The sequence below is a fragment of the Microvirga zambiensis WSM3693 genome, from assembly GCF_016735695.1.
GTDB lineage: Bacteria > Pseudomonadota > Alphaproteobacteria > Rhizobiales > Beijerinckiaceae > Microvirga > Microvirga zambiensis.
Genome location: NZ_JAERQD010000001.1, coordinates 17,839 through 34,298, shown reverse-complemented (window position 1 = coordinate 34,298; position 16,460 = coordinate 17,839). Strand labels below are relative to the sequence as shown.

General features: G+C 64.4%; 15 protein-coding genes. 8 read left to right on the top strand and 7 right to left on the bottom strand.

All coding sequences use genetic code 11. From position 1 onward, the window contains the following. Positions 1-4: 4 nt before the first annotated feature. Genes coaE through JKL46_RS00145 form a run of 4 tightly spaced genes read right to left on the bottom strand, consistent with a single transcriptional unit; the run spans position 5 to position 2,932 of the window. Positions 5-622, bottom strand: a complete 618-nt coding sequence (gene coaE / locus JKL46_RS00160; protein WP_201829075.1) for a dephospho-CoA kinase — start codon at positions 620-622, stop codon at positions 5-7. Further along, positions 619-1,467, bottom strand: a complete 849-nt coding sequence (locus JKL46_RS00155; protein WP_201829074.1) for a shikimate dehydrogenase — start codon at positions 1,465-1,467, stop codon at positions 619-621. The genes coaE and JKL46_RS00155 overlap by 4 nt, the downstream gene beginning before the upstream one ends. 12 nt (positions 1,468-1,479) lie before the next feature. Further along, positions 1,480-2,097, bottom strand: a complete 618-nt coding sequence (locus JKL46_RS00150; RefSeq protein ID WP_201829072.1) for a Maf family protein — start codon at positions 2,095-2,097, stop codon at positions 1,480-1,482. 4 nt (positions 2,098-2,101) lie between these two features. Next, on the bottom strand, positions 2,102-2,932 hold the full coding sequence (locus tag JKL46_RS00145) for a pyruvate, phosphate dikinase/phosphoenolpyruvate synthase regulator (RefSeq protein ID WP_201829070.1): 831 nt from the start codon (positions 2,930-2,932) through the stop codon (positions 2,102-2,104). Between the two features lie 553 nt (positions 2,933-3,485). Here JKL46_RS00145 and hemE point away from each other — a divergent pair. After that, positions 3,486-4,523 carry a uroporphyrinogen decarboxylase gene (gene hemE / locus JKL46_RS00140; RefSeq protein WP_201829069.1) on the top strand — a complete coding sequence of 346 codons (1,038 nt, stop codon included), beginning with the start codon at positions 3,486-3,488 and terminating at the stop codon, positions 4,521-4,523. 8 nt (positions 4,524-4,531) lie between these two features. Continuing rightward, entirely contained in the window at positions 4,532-4,954 is a 423-nt protein-coding gene (gene hemJ / locus JKL46_RS00135; protein WP_201829725.1) for a protoporphyrinogen oxidase HemJ, read from the top strand. 10 nt (positions 4,955-4,964) lie between these two features. On the opposite strand, the gene JKL46_RS00130 is transcribed toward hemJ, so the two are convergent. Further along, the gene (locus JKL46_RS00130; RefSeq protein ID WP_201829067.1) at positions 4,965-5,399 is read right to left on the bottom strand and encodes a pyridoxamine 5'-phosphate oxidase family protein; all 435 of its coding nucleotides are present in this window, start codon (positions 5,397-5,399) and stop codon (positions 4,965-4,967) included. Positions 5,400-5,773: 374 nt separating this feature from the next. Between JKL46_RS00130 and rho the strand changes: the two genes are divergently transcribed. Continuing rightward, a complete protein-coding gene (gene rho, locus JKL46_RS00125; RefSeq protein ID WP_201829065.1) occupies positions 5,774-7,039 on the top strand; it encodes a transcription termination factor Rho in 1,266 nt (421 codons plus the stop codon). 215 nt (positions 7,040-7,254) lie between these two features. Here rho and JKL46_RS00120 read toward each other — a convergent pair whose 3' ends face one another. Next, positions 7,255-8,181, bottom strand: coding sequence for a DMT family transporter (locus tag JKL46_RS00120; protein ID WP_201829063.1), 927 nt, complete (start codon positions 8,179-8,181; stop codon positions 7,255-7,257). A gap of 123 nt (positions 8,182-8,304) precedes the next feature. Here JKL46_RS00120 and JKL46_RS00115 point away from each other — a divergent pair, with 123 nt between their 5' ends. Next, positions 8,305-8,814 carry an Lrp/AsnC family transcriptional regulator gene (locus JKL46_RS00115; RefSeq protein WP_201829061.1) on the top strand — a complete coding sequence of 170 codons (510 nt, stop codon included), beginning with the start codon at positions 8,305-8,307 and terminating at the stop codon, positions 8,812-8,814. Positions 8,815-8,973: 159 nt separating this feature from the next. Here JKL46_RS00115 and JKL46_RS00110 read toward each other — a convergent pair whose 3' ends face one another. Next, the gene (locus tag JKL46_RS00110; RefSeq protein ID WP_201829059.1) at positions 8,974-10,989 is read right to left on the bottom strand and encodes a thioredoxin domain-containing protein; all 2,016 of its coding nucleotides are present in this window, start codon (positions 10,987-10,989) and stop codon (positions 8,974-8,976) included. Between the two features lie 97 nt (positions 10,990-11,086). Between JKL46_RS00110 and mnmE the strand changes: the two genes are divergently transcribed. From mnmE to JKL46_RS00090, 4 genes are all read left to right on the top strand, one after another. Continuing rightward, positions 11,087-12,397: a tRNA uridine-5-carboxymethylaminomethyl(34) synthesis GTPase MnmE gene (mnmE, locus tag JKL46_RS00105; RefSeq protein WP_201829057.1), complete on the top strand. Its 1,311-nt coding sequence runs from the start codon at positions 11,087-11,089 to the stop codon at positions 12,395-12,397. A gap of 700 nt (positions 12,398-13,097) precedes the next feature. Beyond that, a complete protein-coding gene (mnmG, locus tag JKL46_RS00100) occupies positions 13,098-14,981 on the top strand; it encodes a tRNA uridine-5-carboxymethylaminomethyl(34) synthesis enzyme MnmG (RefSeq protein ID WP_201829055.1) in 1,884 nt (627 codons plus the stop codon). Then, entirely contained in the window at positions 14,978-15,607 is a 630-nt protein-coding gene (gene rsmG / locus JKL46_RS00095; RefSeq protein WP_343073989.1) for a 16S rRNA (guanine(527)-N(7))-methyltransferase RsmG, read from the top strand. The genes mnmG and rsmG overlap by 4 nt, the downstream gene beginning before the upstream one ends. Then, on the top strand, positions 15,604-16,443 hold the full coding sequence (locus JKL46_RS00090; protein WP_201829053.1) for a ParA family protein: 840 nt from the start codon (positions 15,604-15,606) through the stop codon (positions 16,441-16,443). Before rsmG ends, JKL46_RS00090 begins: the two co-directional genes overlap by 4 nt. Positions 16,444-16,460: the final 17 nt, after the last annotated feature.

The window sequence follows — 16,460 nt, the reverse complement described above, 5'->3', positions numbered from 1 at the left end:
TGATTCAGCTCTTCGTCACAAAGGGATGACGCCGTCCCGGCCGGCCGGCGAGACAGGCGAGAATGGTCCGGACCTGCGCTTCCGCCGAGGCGAAGCCCCGGCCGGTATCGACCAGGAAATGCGCGCGGGCGCGCTTCTCCGCATCCGGCATCTGCTTGGCGAGGATGGCAGAGAATTTCTCCTCCGTCATGCCGGGGCGGGCCAGAACCCGGGCACGCTGCACAGACAATGGCGCCGTGACCACGAGAACCGCATCGCAGCGCCGCTCGCCGCCGGTCTCGAAGAGGAGAGGGATGTCGAGAACGGCGACGGGCGCGAGGGCGGAAACCCTTGCGAGAAAATTCTTCTCCTCCTCGCGCACCAGCGGATGGACGATGGCTTCCAGCTGCTTCATGCGCGCGGGATCGTTGAGAACAGCGGCACTCAAGCGTGCCCGGTCGACGATGCCGTCGCCGACGGTGCCGGGAAAAGCCTTTTCGATCGGCGGCGCCGCACGTCCGCGATAGAGGCGGTGCACGGTGGCGTCCGCATCGTGCACCGGCACGCCGAGCCTGCGGAAAAGATCGGCGGTGGCCGATTTGCCCATGCCGATGGAGCCGGTGAGCCCGAGCACGAAAGTCATTTGCGGCCCTCGATATCGGCAAGGATCAGGGCCCGCAATTCGGGCGTGACCTCGGGCCTGACACCGAACCAGCGCTCGAAGCCCGGCACCGCCTGGTGCAGCAGCATGCCGAGCCCATCGACGGTTTTCAGGCCTTCCGCCTTCGCCGCTGCGAGGAGGGGTGTTTCGAGGGGAACGTAGACGATGTCGGCGACGGCGGCATCGCGGGGAGCCCGCGCCAGGTCGAGGGCGAGGGGAGGCTGGCCCGCCATGCCGAGCGAGGTGGTGTTGACGATGAGCCTTGCATGGGGGATCACCCGTCCGAGAGCCTCCCATGCGGATGTCTCGAGACCGACCGCACTGCCCGGCCGGAGATCGCGGACCAGGTCTTCCGCCTTGGCCAGGGTCCGGTTCGTGACGAAAATGCGCTTCAGGGCTCGATCCTGCAGGCCGGCCACGACGGCACGGGCAGCGCCTCCCGCGCCGATCACCAATGCCGTATCCACATTTTGCTCCCAGCCTGTCCCCAGGCTCGCGTCGAGATGGGCCATGAAACCGGCCACGTCGGTGTTGTCGCCCCAGAGCACGCCGTCCTCGATCCAGAGCGTGTTGACCGCCTTGACGCGCTCGGCCCGCGCCGTCCTGCGGTCGACGCCGAGGAAGGCCGCCTCCTTGTGCGGGATGGTGACATTGCCGCCGGCAAAGCCGCGAGCCGCAAAGCCGCGCAGAAACTCCCCGAAATCCACAGGCGCCACGTCGATGCGCTCATAGGATCCGTCGAGTCCGTATTCCTTCAGCCAATGGCCGTGAATCAGCGGCGAGCGGGAATGCTTGATCGGATGGCCGGTGACGAAGGCCTTCGGCATGAACTCTAACCTTTAAAGACTCAGGCAGCCGAGGCGGCGTAAGGCGGCGAGAAGCGGAAGGAGAGGGAGTCCCAGGATCGTGGAATGATCCCCCTCGACCGCCTCAAACAGATGAACCCCGAACCCTTCGAGCTGGTAAACGCCGACGCTTTTGAGCACATCGGGCCCGGCGAGGTCGAGATAAAGATTGATCGCCTCCTCCGTCAGCGGGCGCATGACGAGATAGGCGCTGCGCGAGAATTGCTCCACCACCTGCCCGCCGATGGCGAGGCTGCCTGCGGAATGCAGCGCATGGGAATGCCCGGACAGCTTCAAGAGCTGCGCCCGCGCGGCATCCCGGTTGGCGGGCTTGTGAAAGACCTCGCCCGCGCCGTCGAGCACCTGATCGGCCCCGAGCACCACGCGCTCCGGATGGCGACGGCTCACGGCAAGCGCCTTTTCGTCGGCGAGACGCTGGGCGAGCGCCGGCGGGTCAAGCCGTTCCTGCTCCGCCGCCGCCTCGACGGCACGTTCGTCAATGCCCGAATTCTGCGTTTCCACCGCAAGCCCGGCACTCACCAGCAGGGCGAGGCGGGTTGCGCTGGTCGAGGCGAGAAGCAGCTTGTCGTTGGGGGTCCAGAGCACCGGCATTGGTTTATTCCGCGATGAAGCGCAGGCGGTGGTCGCGGTAGAGATCGATGATCGCGGCGGCCGTCTCCTCAATGGAGCGGCGCGTCACGTCGATCACCGGCCAGCCGTTGCGGGCGAAGAGGCGCCGGGAGGCGGCAAGCTCCTCCGCCACCGCGTCGCGGTCCACGTAAGATGTATCGTCGTCGGCATTGAGGCTGAGCAGCCGATTCTGTCGGATCTGCACGATGCGCTCCGGCGTCGCGACGAGGCCGACGATGAGAGCCTTGCGCGCCGTCTCGAGCACAGCCGGCGGCGGCACGCCGGGAACGAGGGGAATGTTGGCGGTCTTCAGACCGCGATTGGCGAGATAGATCGCGGTCGGCGTCTTCGAGGTGCGGCTCACGCCGACCAGAATCACGTTTGCCTCGTCGAGATCGTGCGGCAGGTGCCCGTCATCGTGCAGGAGCGTGAAGTTCATGGCGTCGATGCGCTTGAAATATTCTGCGTTCAGCATGTGCTGCGCGCCGGGCCGGGCCGTCGAATGGGTGCCGAGATAGGAGGAGAGCAGGGCATGCACCGGCTCGAGGACGGAGAGATAGGGCGAGCCCGTCGCGCGGCAGACCTCTTCGAGGCGTCCGGCGAGATCCTGCTCCACCAGCGTGTAGAGCACGATGCCCGGCGCGGTCTCGATCTCGCTGATCACGCGTTCGAGCTGGGTGTTGGAGCGCACGAGGGGGTAGACATGCTCGATGGCAGCGACGCCTTCATATTGCGCGACCACCGCACGGGCGACGGTGATGAGTGTTTCACCGGTCGAGTCGGAGACAAGATGGAGATGAAAATAGCTGCGTCCCACGACTCGTTCTCCTCAAAGGCCGGTCTCATCATCGGCACCTTCCCCAGCCCTCATCCTGAGGAGGACCGTCAGGTCCGTCTCGAAGGATCAGGGCGTCTCCAGCCTACACTGGATCCTCCTTCGAGACGCAGCTGCGCTGCTCCTCAGGATGAGGTCAGAGTTTGATGAGCCAGCCTCTCCCATCATCCACTGCAGGAGTCGATCAGTGTGGATAAAACGCCTGGGTGAAGAGGTCCAGCACGAGGGCCTGTGGGATTCAGGCCATCTCATCAACAGCGCTGCCCGTTGTGCAGCATCGGCGCTGTCGAACTGGGAGAATCCGGCACGAATCACCCGCACCCATCCGATTCAGACTTGGTTAAGCTTCGTTAACGGGCTGTTAAGGTTTAACAATTCGGAAAGGATTGTGGCAGGACCGCCCCAACCGTTAATGGACCCTTAACGCCGCAGCCCATGTGGAGTGTCTGTGGACGGGGTTGCGGCTTTGCGATTCACGGCCCAAGAGAAACATCAGATTCTTAGATTCAAAGATTATTCTTTTAAGAGAGGGCCTGTGAGCGAGCGTTCCACCAAAGCGATTTTGCGCGTGCTGAACGGCGAGCCGGTCTGGCCGCTGCCGATCTGGATCATGCGCCAGGCCGGTCGCTATCTGCCGGAATACCGCGAAACCCGAAAGCAGGCAGGCTCCTTTCTCGACCTCTGCTACAATCCGAGGCTCGCCGAGGAGGTGACGCTCCAGCCGATCCGGCGCTTCGGCTTCGACGCCTCGATCCTGTTCTCCGACATTCTCGTCATTCCCCATGCCTTGGGCCAGGACGTGCGCTTCGTCGAGAACGAAGGTCCGAAGCTCGATCCGATCACCTCGCAGACAGATTTTTCCAGGCTTGCCGAAGAACTGCCGCTGGAGCGGCTCGACCCGGTCTTCGAAACCCTGGACCGCCTGAGCAAGAGCCTGCCGAAGGAGACGACGCTTCTCGGCTTCTGCGGTGCGCCCTGGACGGTGGCGAGCTACATGATCGCCGGCAAGGGCACGCCGGACCAGGCCCCGGCCCGGCTCACCGCCTATCGCGATCCGGCCTTCATGGATGCGCTCATCGACAGGCTGGTCAAAGCCTCCACCGCCTATCTCATCCGCCAGATCGATGCGGGGGCCGAGGCGGTGCAGATTTTCGAGAGTTTTGGGTCCGCCCTGCCGCCAGCGCTCTTCGACCGGCTCTCGCTCGATCCGATCCGCCGCATGGTGGAGGGCCTGAAATCCGCGCGGCCGGACGCCAAGGCGATCGTCTTCGTGCGCGGGGGCGGGGCCAATCTCCACCGTTTCGCAACCACCGGCATCGGCGATGCGCTCGCACTCGACTGGACGCTTGATCCGGCGATCGTGCTGCCGACCCTGCCGGAGTCCCTCGCCACCCAGGGCAATCTCGACCCGCTCGCCCTGATCGCCGGCGGCGAGGCGCTGACCAAGGGCGTCGACCACATCCTGAGCGCGGCCCGCGGCCGCCCGCACATCTTCAATCTCGGCCACGGCATCCTGCCGGAAACGCCGATCGACCATGTGGAGCGAATGATCGCTCGCGTGCGGGGGGCTTAGGCACGATGCTGTACGACTGGATCAAGGCGTTCCACGTGATCGCGATCATCGCGTGGATGGCAGGCATGCTCTATCTGCCGCGCCTCTTCGTCTATCATTGCGACGCGCCGAAGGGTTCGATCCAGTCGGACACCTTCAAGCTCATGGAGCGGCGCCTGCTCAAGGCGATCATCAACCCGGCCATGATCCTCGCCTGGATCCTCGGCCTGGTCCTGATCTGGCAGGGCGGCTGGTACACCTCCGGCTGGCTGCATGCGAAGGTGCTTTTGGTGCTGATCCTGTCGGGCGTGCACGGCTTCCTGTCGAAGACGGTAAAAGTGTTCGCCGCCGACCAGAACACCCGCCCGGCGAAATTCTACCGCATGATCAACGAGGTGCCGACGGTTCTCATGATCGGCATCGTGATCCTGGTGATCGTGAAGCCGTTCTGACCGCCTGCGGTCAGGGCTTCACTTCGCCCTCGTCTGTGCCGTGCCAGTAATGGATGCGGGTGGCGTGAACCTTGATCAGGACAAGGCCCGGCGTGTCGACGCCGTCCTTGAACCAGATCTCCAGATCCTTCGTCCAATGCTCCTCGAAGACCTTCCTGTCACGGATCAGCTCGGCGCGGCCTTCGATGGCGATGAAGATCGGGGGCTTGCCGAGAAGGCCCTTGCTGCCCTGGAACGACAGGGACACCTTCGGGTCGCGCTTGATATCCTCGACCGTCCGCGTGTTCCCGTCGGAGAAGAAGTACGAATCGCCCTCGTAGGCGACATCGCCGTTGTTGCTGATCGGACGCCCGGCGATCTCGCCGCCCTCCGCATGGGTCGAGAGCATGGCGAAATCGATGTCGCGCATCTTGTCGGACAGGTCGGCGAGGGTCAGCTGGCTCACGGCAGGTTTCTCCTTGCGCATCGTGCGGAAAAGTGGACCCGGTTTTCCGCATTCAACGATGCGCCATGTTTAGGAACGGAGCATCGGATTGGATCCCAAAAGTGGGTCCACTTTTGGGTCCGATGCTCTTGTTCGGCGACCGATAACCGCCTTGTGAAAGGGAACGTTCCCGGACGGGGCGAGGAAGGCTCTTGTGATTTTCGGAGAAAACGGCTAGAACAAAGGTCTCTTCCTCTAAAGACAGGTGCGCTGCACGGGGCCTCAGGGCTCTCTCAGTCACGGTTCGTGAACCCGGCGGCCCTGTCGAACGTTCCCCTTAATCTCCCCCGCGTACAGCTCTTCTGCCCGCGACTTTACCCCGAGAGTGTTCCCCGATGAGGGAAATCAAACTTCAAGACCTGAAATCCAAATCCGCCACCGAACTCATCACTTTCGCCGAAGAGCTCGAGGTCGAGAACGCGAGCACCATGCGCAAGCAGGAGCTCATGTTCGCCATCCTCAAGCAGCTGGCGGCACGCGAGGTCGAGATCATCGGCGCCGGCGTGGTCGAGGTGCTGCAGGACGGCTTCGGCTTCCTGCGCTCGGCCGATTCGAACTACCTGCCCGGTCCCGACGACATCTATGTCTCGCCCTCGCAGATCCGGAAATTCGGCCTGCGCACCGGCGACACGGTGGACGGCCCGATCCGCGGCCCGAAGGAGGGCGAACGCTACTTCGCCCTGCTCAAGGTCAATACGATCAATTTCGAGGATCCGGAGAAGATCCGGCACAAGGTTCACTTCGACAACCTGACGCCGCTCTTCCCGCACGAGCGCTTCAATCTCGAGATCGCCGATCCGACGCGCAAAGATTTCTCGCCGCGCATCATCGACATCGTCTCGCCCATCGGCAAAGGCCAGCGCGCGCTGATCGTCGCGCCGCCGCGCACGGGTAAGACCGTGCTGATGCAGAACGTGGCGCAGTCAATCACCACCAACCATCCCGAGTGCTACCTCATCGTGCTGCTCATCGACGAGCGCCCGGAGGAAGTGACCGACATGCAGCGCTCGGTGAAGGGCGAGGTCGTGGCCTCCACCTTCGACGAGCCGGCGACGCGCCACGTGCAGGTGGCCGAGATGGTGATCGAGAAGGCGAAGCGCCTCGTCGAGCATGGCCGCGACGTGGTCATCCTGCTCGACTCGATCACGCGCCTGGGACGCGCCTACAACACCGTGGTGCCGTCATCCGGCAAGGTGCTCACCGGCGGTGTCGATGCCAATGCCCTGCAGCGTCCGAAGCGCTTCTTCGGCGCGGCGCGCAACATCGAGGAGGGCGGCTCGCTCACCATCATCGCAACCGCGCTGATCGATACCGGCTCGCGCATGGACGAGGTGATCTTCGAAGAGTTCAAGGGCACCGGCAACTCGGAAATCATTCTCGACCGCAAGGTCGCCGACAAGCGCACCTTCCCGGCGATCGACATCACCCGCTCCGGCACCCGCAAGGAAGAGCTGCTGGTACCAAGCGACACGCTCAAGAAGATGTACGTGCTGCGCCGCATCCTCAACCCGATGGGCACGGTGGATGCCATCGAGTTCCTGCTCGACAAGCTGCGCCAGACCAAGTCGAACCAGGATTTCTTCGACTCGATGAACACCTGAGGCGGAACGCCCGCCTCACGGAATCCCGGCCCCATCCTCCTCGCGGAGGGTGGGGTTTTTCGTTGTGTCTGCAAATGTCGCTCGTCATGGCCGGCCTCGTGCCGGCCATCCCGATGGTGTGAAGCACAGCGTTCTTCAGATCGGGATCACCGGCACCGATCCCCGGATCAAGTCCGGGGAGGTGATGACAATGTCGGGAAGATCACGCTGGATAGTCAGGGTGAGAGTTTCGGCGCAGATCCGAACGCACCGCTCGCCAGCACGACGCCGAGGGTCGCCAAGGTGATCCCGATCATCGCGGCCGCATCCGGAATCTCGCCGAGCATCGGGATCGCGAACAGCGCCGCCAGCACGATGGCGAGCGGCGAGATGGCGGCGGCGCGAGAGGCGCCGAGCCGGTCGATGGCGATGCCGTAGAAAACGATGCCGGCAACACCCGAGAGAAAGCCCTGGAGAAGGGCCTGCAGCACGAGCGGGCCGGCCAAGCCGTTGCCGATCGCGCGGATGAGCGGCGGCAGGCCGAAGGGCAGGAGGATCAGGAAGGACCACAGCCCGATGAGGGACGCCGCCTGCAGCGCCGACAAACCGCTGCGGCGATAGGCGTGGGTGTAGATTCCCCACAGGCAGGCGCCGGTCAGCAGGAGCAGGTGGCCGCGCCAGGTTCCATTGCTCGTCATGAAGAGCCCATGGCCGCCGATGCAGGCGACACCGATCAGGATCAGGGCGAAGCCGAAAGCGCGCATTCGGGCGAGCTGCTCGCCGAAGACGAGCCAGCCGATGAGGGCGACGAAGAGCGGCATGGTGCCCGGCAGCAGCGGACCGATCTCCGCCGCCGGCGCGAATTGCATGCCGAGCGCGACGATGAGGAAGAACGGAGCACCGGAGCCGAGAAGGCCGAGACTCTTCGGCAATCCCAGTCCCTTAGGAAAGAGCCCGGTGCGCCATGCAATCGGCGCCAGCAGCACGGCAGGCACGCCGAAGCGCAATATGCCGATGGCGACCGGCGGCAGGTCGTGGGTGACCGCATGGCGGGTCGCCACCGCCCAAACTGCCCAGATCGTAACCGTCGCCAGGGCCGCGAGCCAGCCGATGAGAGCGGGTCGGATCCGGCTCTGCGGCAGGGAGTGAACGAGGTCGGACATGACGCATCTCCATCGATGCGTTTGAGCATATCCTGGCATGACATGGCATGTCCTTGCGAAGTGATACTTGATTATCGGGACTTCTTGGCAGAAAATTGCGCGAAAGCGGCTGTCGGTAAAACCATGCCCTATATCGATCTCGACGCCATCGACCTGCGGATCTTAAGCGCGCTCCAGTCCGACGGGCGGCTGACCAACCAGGAACTGGCGGATCAGGTCGGCCTCTCGCCCTCGCCCTGCCTGCGCCGGGTCCGGCGGCTCGAGCGCGACGGCTTCATCCGCACCTACCGCGCCGTGCTCGACCGGGAATCGGTCGGTCTCGGGCTCACGGTCTTCGTCGATATCAAGGTCGAAAAGCATTCCCGCGACAATGCGCAGGCGCTGCAGCAGGCGCTCTCCGCCATGCCCGAGGTGGTGGCCTGCCACATGGTCTCCGGCACGGCGGATTTCATCGCCGAGATCGTGGTGTCGAACCTGAAGGCCTATGAGCGGCTGCTGACGGAGAAACTCCTCGTCCTGCCGATGATCGGCGACATCCGCTCGAACTTCGCCCTGACCCGGGTGAAATCCGATGCCTCCCTGCCGCTGACCCATCTCAAGCGTGAGGCGGTGACGCGCGAGCCGGATTGTTAAGGTCCCTATGCAAACTCACCGCCTGTCATCACCTCCCCGGACCTGAGCCGGGGATCAGTGCCGGTGATCTCGATGAAGAGAGGCGCAAGCGCTTCACAGGATCGGGATGGCCGGCACGAGGCCGGCCATGACATCGAGGTTGTATTCTTCGAGAGTTCGCTAGCTCTTCTTGCCGATCTCCAGCATTTCCTCCACACGCGCCCGCAAGCCATCCGCATCCAAGACCGGGAGCGAGCAGCGCATGCCGGCGCAGACGAGGGCCTGGGCCTCGGCGTGCGAGGAGGCGAGGGCCTTGGCGGGATGATCGTCGGGGAGCATCTCATCTGCCTTGAGAAGGCGAACGCTGCGGTCGAGATAGGGCAGGGCGAGGGCGGATTGATGCAATGCTCCGGCGTTGTGTCCCGTGATCAGAATGCTCACACCGCGCAGGTGCAGGTCGAGGGCGTTGAGGATCGAGGCGTGGCCGAGGGGCGATGAGCGGGCGATTCCGACGAGCCGACTCAGAACCTCCTGTGCGCGTTCGATGTCCGCCTCCTCCTCGGTGATCTGCGCAAGCCTCACAAGCGCTTCGGCAACGACCCCATTGGCATTGGGCACGGCATCGTCCGTGCTCGGCTGCGGCCGGACGACGAGCGGGTCGGCTCCCCGGGCCGTCATGGCGAGGCAGCCATTGTCCTCGACCATGTATTCCGCCAGGAGCACGTCGCGCCAGGTCCGCGCGTCCTGGAGATAGGACGGCTCCGACGTCGCCTCGTAAAGGGCAAGCGCCGCGCGCATCATCGCGGCATGGTCGAGGGCGAAGCCGGGAAAGATCAGCGCGCCGCGCCAGGAATGGCCGAGCCGTCCGTCCCGGCTCATCGACTTCGAGATGAAGCCATAGGCCCGCTGAGCGATGCCGATCCAGTCCAGCCGGCCGAGGAGGGGTGCTGCGCGGATGAGGGCGGCGATCATCAGCCCGTTCCAGTCGGCCAGCACCTTGTCGTCGAGGCCGGGCGTGACGCGGGAGGCGCGCCGCTCCAGCAGCTTCGCCCGCATGATTGCCAGCCGCTCCTCAACGCCAAGCGGTGCATCACCGGAGATCAGCCGGTTCGGGATGTTGTGGCCCTCGAAATTGCCGTCCTCCGTGATGTCGTAAACCTTGGCGAAGAGGGGGGCGTCGTCCTCGCCCAAGGCCTCGCGGATCTCGGCCAGGGTCCAAACATAGAAGCGGCCTTCCTCTCCTTGCGAATCCGCGTCGAGACTCGCGGCGAAGGCGCCCTCGGGAATCGTCATCTCCCGCTGCAGCCAGGCGACGATCCCCTCGGCCGCGTCCCGGAAGAGGGGATGTCCGGTCTCGGCGTATCCCAGCGCATAGAGCTCCAGCAGCTGCGCATTGTCGTAGAGCATCTTTTCGAAATGCGGCACGAGCCAGCGTTCGTCGACGGAGTAGCGGGCAAAGCCGCCGCCGAGATGATCGCGAATGCCGCCGAGCGCCATGCGCTCCAGGCTCAGGAGAAAGCGCCGTTTCGCCTCCGCGTCGCCGCTGCGGCGGGCATAGCGATAGAGGACTTCGAGGATCGGCGGGTTGGGGAACTTTGGGGCGCCCTGCAGGCCGCCGTTCTCCGTGTCGATGAGTCCGGAGAGGCGTAATCCCAAACGGTCGAGATCGTCCAGGCCGAGGGTGCCGCCGTCACCCTGCTCCGTCTTCGCCAGATGCTGCCTGATCGCATCCCGGTTCTTGAGGATCCGCTCCGGCTCCGCGTGGTAGAGGCGGCTCACCTCCCGCAGCACCGCGACGAAGCCGGCGCGGCCGAAGCGCGGCTCCTTCGGAAAATAGGTGCCGCCCCAGAACGGCTCGCCTTCGGGCGTCAGGAACATGGTGAGCGGCCAGCCGCCCTGCTCTCCCAGGAGATGGAGCGCGCTCATGTAGACATGGTCCACATCCGGCCGCTCCTCGCGGTCGACCTTGATGTTGACGAAGAGGGCGTTCATGACCGAGGCGACATCCGGATCCTCGAAGCTTTCATGCGCCATGACATGGCACCAGTGGCAGGCGGCATAGCCGATCGAGATCAGGATCGGACGGTCGAGGCGCTTCGCCTCGGCCAGCGCCTCGGGACCCCATTCCCACCAATGGACAGGATTGTCCCTGTGCTGCAGAAGGTAGGGGGAATGGGCCTCGCTCAGGCGATTCATCGGACCTGCTCCGGCATCGGACTCGCTACGGTCCGCGCCTTCTGTTTTTAAGACATCGTCAACCTTAAATCCTCTTTTCCTCACGAGGTTCACGCTCATGCGTTCGGACGACACGATCTTCGCGATGGCTTCCGGGCACGGCCGCGCCGCCGTGTGCCTGATCCGGATCAGCGGCGGGGAGAGCAGAACCATTCTGGAGCGGATGGCGGGAAGCGTACCCAAGCCGCGCCGGGCCGTCGTGCGGACCTTGAAGAACCCGGCCACCGATGAGCCGCTCGATCAGGCACTAGTGCTCTGGATGCCGGGGCCGAAGAGCTTTACAGGCGAGGATCAGGCCGAGCTCCACATCCATGGCGGGCTGGCGACCCGGGCGGCGGTGCTCCGCGCGCTCGGCACCATCGAGAATTGCCGCCCGGCAGAGGCAGGGGAGTTCACCCGCCGCGCCTTTCTCAACGGCCGCATGGACCTCGCCCAGGTCGAGGGCCTTGCCGACATCATCGACGCGGAGACCGAGGCGCAAAGGCGCCAGGCCATGCGCCAGTTCGGCGGCCGATTGGGAAATGCAGCGGAAGGCTGGCGCGAGAGCGTGCTGCAGGTGCTGGCCCTGCTCGAGGCGAGCCTCGACTTCTCCGACGAGGGCGACGTGCCCGAGGATCTGGAGGGGGAGATCCTTGCCATGATCGACCGGGTCATTGGCGAGATCGGCCGCGCCGCCGCCAACCGGAGCGGGGAGCGCCTGCGCGAGGGGCTGACCGTGGTGCTTGCCGGCCCGCCCAATGCGGGCAAGTCGACCCTGCTCAATGCGCTCGCCCGACGCGATGTCGCCATCGTTTCGCCGATCGCCGGCACGACCCGGGACGTGATCGAAGTGCATTGCGATCTCGGTGGCCTGCCGGTGATCGTCGTCGACACCGCCGGCTTGCGTGAGAGCGGGGATCTGATCGAGCAGGAGGGCGTCTCCCGTGCCCGCGCCCGGGTGCAGGATGCCGATCTCGTGCTCTGGCTCGTGCCGCCGGAAGGCGAGGAGAATATCGCGCCTACGGCCCGGCGCCTGTTGAAAGTGGGGACCAAGGCCGATCTCGGCAGATCCCCGCCCGGTTGCGATCTTCTGGTCGCCGCCACGACTGGCGAGGGCCTGCCGGAGCTGATCGAGCGTCTCGAGGCCGAGGCTGAGAACCTGATGGGGCAGGGCGATGCCATCGTCACCCGTGAGCGTCACCGCAAGGCGCTGGAGCGTGCTCATGCCTCCCTGCAGCGCGCCCGTTCCATGCTCGTCAGCCGCGGACCGCTCGAACTGGCGGCGGAGGAAGTGCGGCTCGCCGCCCGGGCGATCGGCGAGATCACCGGCCGCGTCGATGTCGAGGACGTGCTCGACCGCCTGTTTTCGAGCTTCTGCATCGGCAAGTGATTGCGGCTGCGGGGATTCTTACTCAAGCGAAAGCTGCTTAGCCTCATCCAGAGAATCTGGCTGATGAAGGGGCTGTGCCCCTAGCCCTCTTCCCCATGAGCTTCGGACTTGCCCGAGATGTCATCCCCTAACCTCACCCTCGCCGTCATGGCCGCACTTGTTGCGGCCACCCACGCCTTTACGCCGCTGCGGTTGCCAAAACGTGGGTCCCCGGGACAAGCCCGGGGATGACGTTGGAGGGTAGGTTAGGAACGACGGAGGAGTGGTGAATGAACGTCAGTCGCGCTTGATTAGCCAGGCATTCAGGACGGGGTCTTCTCGACGCCATTGCGTGGCTCTCAGGACGGAGCGAGCGCTCAGCAATACGGACTTTGGGGAAAAGAGCTGCGCAGGAGGCGTATCAACCGAACCTTCCCGCGGAAGGCCAATTTCCCCATTCACGAATCGGTGGAACAATGTTGAATCCGCCGTGCATGCGCTGTGGGTAGGCTGTGCAGAACCAAAATGTTTCACGTGAAACATTTTGCCCTTTTGACCTCTGCCGAACCAGCACCTAGATCAGCGCATCAGAGGATCGTGAGCCCGCGGTCTCACTGACGCGAAGCTGCGATGGGCGCTGGCGACGGTTCAGGATAAGCGGACGTCGGATTGAAACCGGGTTGGAACCTGCTTCCAGTTCGACGTTCCAACAGGAGATAAGATGAGCGCGGTGTTCGATGTGATCGTCGTCGGCGGCGGCCACGCGGGATCCGAGGCGGCCGCCGCCTCTGCCCGTATGGGTGCGCGCACGGCTCTGGTCACGCACAAGCTCTCGACCATCGGGGCCATGTCCTGCAACCCGGCCATCGGCGGGCTCGGCAAGGGTCACCTCGTGCGCGAGATCGATGCGCTCGACGGCGTCATGGGCCGTATCGCCGATAAGGCCGGCATCCAGTTCCGCCTGCTCAACCGTCGCAAGGGCCCCGCCGTGCGCGGACCGCGCACCCAGGCCGACCGCAAGCTTTATGCCCGTGCCATGCAGGCCGAGCTGCTGCAGATTCCGAACCTCGCCATCGTGGAGGGGGAGGCGGACGACCTCGTCGTACAGAACGGACGGATTACCGGTCTTCTGCTCGCCGACGGTCAGGTGCTCGCCGCCGGGACTGTTGTCATCACCACCGGGACCTTTCTGTCGGGCCTGATCCATATCGGCGAGAAGAAGATCCCGGCCGGCCGCATGGGCGAGCGGCCTTCGCTCGGCCTGCCGAAGACGTTCGAGCGGCTCGGCTTCAGCCTCGGGCGTCTTAAGACCGGCACTCCGCCCCGCCTTGACGGCCGCACCATCGACTGGGCCGGTGTCGACAAGCAGGCGGCCGATGACGAGCCGGTGCCATTCTCGCTGCTGACCACCCGGATCGACAACCCGCAGATCGAATGCGGCATCACCCGCACGACGGCCAAGGTCCACGAGCTGATCCGGGACAACCTGCACCGTTCGGCCATGTATTCCGGCGAGATCCAGGGCAGGGGGCCGCGCTACTGCCCCTCCATCGAGGACAAGGTTGTGCGTTTCGGCGACCGGGACGGGCACCAGATCTTCCTGGAGCCGGAGGGCCTCGACAACTTCACCGTCTATCCCAACGGGATCTCGACCTCCCTTCCGGAAGACGTGCAGCTCGCCTTCCTGTCCCATATTCCGGGCCTGGAAAAAGTACGGATGCTGCAGCCGGCCTATGCCATCGAGTACGATTATGTCGACCCGCGCAACCTGAATGCCGCGCTCGAGACCAAGGCCGTCGAGGGCCTTTTCCTCGCCGGCCAGATCAATGGCACCACCGGCTATGAGGAGGCGGCCGCCCAGGGGCTGGTCGCCGGCCTCAATGCCGCCCGCCGTGCGTCCGGCCTGGATGGAATCGTCTTCGACCGGGCCGAATCCTATATCGGCGTTCTTGTCGACGACCTGATTACCCGCGGCGTGAGCGAGCCCTATCGCATGTTCACCTCGCGCTCCGAATATCGCCTGAGCCTGCGCATCGACAATGTGGACGAGCGCCTGACCGGCAAGGGCCTCGAGATCGGCTGCGTCGGCACGCAGCGCGAGAGGCATTTTCAACGCTCTCAGGCTGAGATCCATGACACCCGGCAGCGGCTGCAGGCGCTCAGCCTGACCCCGCAGGAAGCGGCCCGGCATGGGCTTGAGCTCAACCAGGACGGCATCCGCCGCAGCGCCTACCAACTACTGTCCTATCCGAGCATCGGCTGGTCCGACCTCGCTCGGGTGTGGCCGGAGCTATCTTCCGTGAGCGGGCCTGTCCAAGAGCGGCTTGAGACGGACGCGACCTATGCGGTTTACCTCGACCGGCAGCAGGCGGATATCGCCGCCTATCGTCGGGACGAGGGCGTGGTCCTGGCCGAGGGCATCGATTTTCAGGGTCTGCCCGGCCTTTCGAATGAGATCAAGGCCAAGCTCGATCTCGTCCGTCCTAAGACCCTGGGACAGGCGGCTCGGATCGAAGGCATCACTCCTGCCGCGCTGACGCTTCTGGCCGCCCATGCCCGCAAGGCACCGGGGCGCGCTGCCCACATTGCCGAGCCTCTCTCGTGACGAAATCCACTATTCTGACCCCTTCCGACCTGAATGTTTCACGTGAAACATTCGAGAAGCTGGAACTGCTGGAGCGGGAGCTTCGGCGCTGGCAGGCGATCAAGAACCTCGTCGGTCCGGCCACGCTGAGCCAGATCTGGGAGCGCCATATCGTCGATTCGCTGCAGCTTCTGGATCTCGCCCCCGAAGCGAGGACTTGGCTCGACCTCGGATCCGGGGCCGGTTTCCCCGGTCTGGTCCTCGCCATTGCCGGCGCGGAGAGGGGACTTCACGTCCATCTCGTCGAGAGCAATTCGCGCAAATGTGCCTTCCTGCGCCAGATCGCCCGGCTCACCGGAGCCTCGGCGACCATTCACGAAGCGAGACTTGAGACCGTTGTGCCAGGCTTCGTCGGCAAGGCCGATGTGGTCTCGGCTCGGGCGCTCGCCTCGCTCGACATGCTGCTGGACTGGACCGCACCGTTGTTGAAAGCGGGGACAATGGGTCTCTTTCCCAAGGGTCGCGACGTCGAGATCGAATTGACCGAGGCCCGGAAAAAGTGGACATTCGAGGCAGAGATCCTGCCGAGCCTGACCGATCCTGACGCCAGGATTCTGCGCATCACCTCCATCGAGAGCCATTCATGATGACCGACCGCAACGGACCCGAACCAGGCGCGCTTGGGGCGACACCACGCGTTCTCGTCCTCGCCAACCAGAAGGGTGGTGTCGGCAAGACGACGACGGCGATCAATCTCGGCACGGCGCTCGCCGCCATCGGCGAGAAAGTTCTGATCATCGATCTCGACCCGCAGGGCAATGCCTCGACCGGTCTCGGCATCGACCGCAAGAGCCGTCAGGTCTCGACCTATCATGTGCTCGCCGGCGAAGCCTCATTGGAGGAGGCGATCACCGAGACCGTGGTGCCCGGATTGTCGGTCGCGCCTTCGACTCTCGACCTTCTTGGCGTCGAATTGGAGATCGCCAACGAGCGCAACCGGGCGCATCGGCTCCGCTCCGCCATCGAAGGTCTTTCGGCCTCTGAGGTAAGTGAACCTTTTACCTATATTTTGATCGACTGCCCGCCATCGCTGAATCTTCTGACCATCAATGCGTTGACCGCTGCTGACGCCGTTCTGGTCCCCCTCCAATGCGAATTTTTTGCTCTGGAAGGCCTCAGCCAGCTGCTTAAAACGGTCGAACAGGTCCGCTCGGCCCTCAACCCGGATCTGTCGATCCACGGCGTGGTTCTGACCATGTTCGACCCGCGCAACAACCTGTCGGGACAGGTGGTGGCGGATGTGCGCCAGTTCATGGGGGCCAAGGTTTACGAGACGATGATCCCGCGCAATGTCCGCGTGTCGGAGGCGCCGTCGCATGGCAAGCCGGTCCTGCTCTACGATCTGAAATGCGCCGGCTCGCAGGCCTATCTGCGGCTTGCCTCGGAAGTCATCCAGCGTGAACGCGCCCTGCGCGCGGCCTAAAATTTTTTGAGAGAGAC